The 2,095-nt window shown below is 58.5% G+C and carries 3 protein-coding genes; all 3 read left to right on the forward strand.

Features of this window, described 5'->3' with window-relative positions:
- Window positions 1-633 (forward strand): bestrophin family protein (locus AC1DKD_RS40875; protein ID WP_477144709.1); only part of this gene is annotated, 633 nt, incomplete at its 5' end.
- A 238-nt stretch (window positions 634-871) separates the two neighbouring features.
- A complete protein-coding gene (locus AC1DKD_RS40880) occupies window positions 872-1,159 on the forward strand; it encodes a hypothetical protein (RefSeq protein WP_441631933.1) in 288 nt (95 codons plus the stop codon).
- 78 nt (window positions 1,160-1,237) lie between these two features.
- Complete coding sequence (locus tag AC1DKD_RS40885; RefSeq protein WP_441631931.1) at window positions 1,238-1,828, forward strand: TetR/AcrR family transcriptional regulator; 591 nt, start codon at window positions 1,238-1,240, stop codon at window positions 1,826-1,828.
- Window positions 1,829-2,095: the final 267 nt, after the last annotated feature.

A 2,095-nucleotide genomic window follows, 5' to 3' on the forward strand; every position in this document is an offset into this window, starting at 1 on the left:
AGGTATCGAACGTGGAAGGTATCGAACGTGGAGTATCGAAAGTACTACCGGGTTCCAGAGTGGGAGACTCCATTGGAACAGGCGCTTGCGCGGTATCTGCCGCAGGCCGAACTCGACTCGCTTCAGCATGCCGAAAGCAAGACAACCCGGTTGCTGGGAACACAGTCGGCGACGATCAAGCGGTTCCTTGATGCCGGCGAGATCGGCAATGCCTTCTATTTGGAGTTGGGAGGATCCATCAAGGGCTTCTTCGCGCAGCAAGGACGGGCGGAGCGTATCAAGGACTATCCGTATCCCAGGCAATATGCGGTCATCAATAAGCTCTTTGTCCGTACTTTTTGTCTGCTGCTGCCTTTTGGCATTCTTACGGAATTCGAAAAGATCAATGCCAGCGTTTCAGGCTTCATGCATGGCAACATGATCTGGCTGGTCATTCCATTCAGCACTATGATCTCGTGGATGTACCTCGCGCTGGAGCAGGTTGGCGAAAGCACGGAGAACCCGTTCGAAGGAAACGCCAATGACGTGCCCATGGCACAGATCTGCCGGAAGATTGAACGCGAACTCATGGATATGCTTGGCGAGAAGAGCGATGTTCCCGAGCCAGCGGCAGAGCACGGTATTGTCCTCTAGCAGGCTGCTGAAGTACTTACCGTGAGATTGGCGCATCTTCTGCCAGTGCGGCTGATGGACTCTGTTTCTTTACAATCCGGAGGCCGCGCGCCACTTCATCAAGTTTTTCGGCCGTTGGGCGCCGTTTCACGCTCGCCGGGCGTTCGACTCATCAACCGGACATCGCGCCAGTTCGCCATGACCGAGGTGGGCCAAGAGTTTTACCAGCACGCGATGGCGCTGCTACGCAGCGCGGAGGTTGCCGAAGAAGTCAGAATTTGGGCGTCAGCACTTTCCGAAGGCGCGCCTGGCCGTGGTGACGCCTTCGCATCAGAGCCCGACCGGCGTCGCACTGACACTGCAACGGCGCGTCGAACTGCTCGACCGGGCCGGTGAGCAGGGGGCGTGGATCATCGAGGATTCGCTGACCGCGTGGCGGCACGGTGCGCCCGGGCGGCGTGGCTTGATGATGGGCTTTACCAATCTCCGCAGCCAGTCCGAGGCCGATCGCCTGGTTGCGGAGCTGATGCGCGCGCTGAAAGCGTAGACGATCGTCAACGGATGCTTGACAAATAGACAACCAGTCGTCTATTGTTCCTTCCATCCCCTCATTGACCATTTCGACATGCCAAGACCCGCCAACCCCGAGATCCGTAACCGCCTGCTYATCGACGGCGGCCGTGTTATTCACAGGTCCGGCTTCAACGGATCTGGCGTGCAGGACATCGTAGCTGCCGCAGTGGTTCCCAAGGGATCCTTCTACAGCTACTTCGACAGCAAGGAGGCCTTTGCCGCCGAAGTGCTCGAAGCCTATTGGGATTCCATTGAACAATGCCACGGCAAAGTGATGTACGACGCGCGCATTACGCCGTTGGCCAGGATCGAAAAGCTGTTCGAGTTGCTGGTAGGGGACCACGCGGCAGAAGAATTCACGCTGGGGTGCCTTGTGGGCAACCTTTCCCTCGAATTGTCCAATACCAGCGGTGAAGTTCGAGTTGCTCTGGAGCGCATTCTGGCGCGCTGGGAAGGCCTCATCACAGCCTGCCTTGATGAGGCCAGGCTGCGCCAGGAACTGCCGGCGGACTGTGATTCCGCGCAGCTCGCGTCCATCATCATCGAAGCCTGGGAGGGGGCGGTCCTGCGCAGCAAGGTCGAGCGCAATGGCGACGCCTGCCGACGATTTCAGCAAGTCACGCTGAAGCGGTTGTTGTACTGAAATTTTTTTGCATTTTTAAATAGACGACTGGTCATATATAACGCAGCGGCGCGCTCACGCGCTAAGAAAGGAGTCTTACCATGTCTTCARWTCGCAGCCTCRAYMAAGGYGTATCGCGACGYAACCTGCTGSTSGGCAGCGCGGCCGCCGCCAGCGCGCTGGCGGCTTCCAGCTTGCCCGGACCTGCTGCGGCGGCACCGTCGGCAATGGGATCGAGTCCCTCAACGGCACGCGGCAAGGCCTCAGGCAGCTACATCACGGCAAAGG

This window comes from Cupriavidus sp. 05T313 (genome assembly GCF_056396665.1).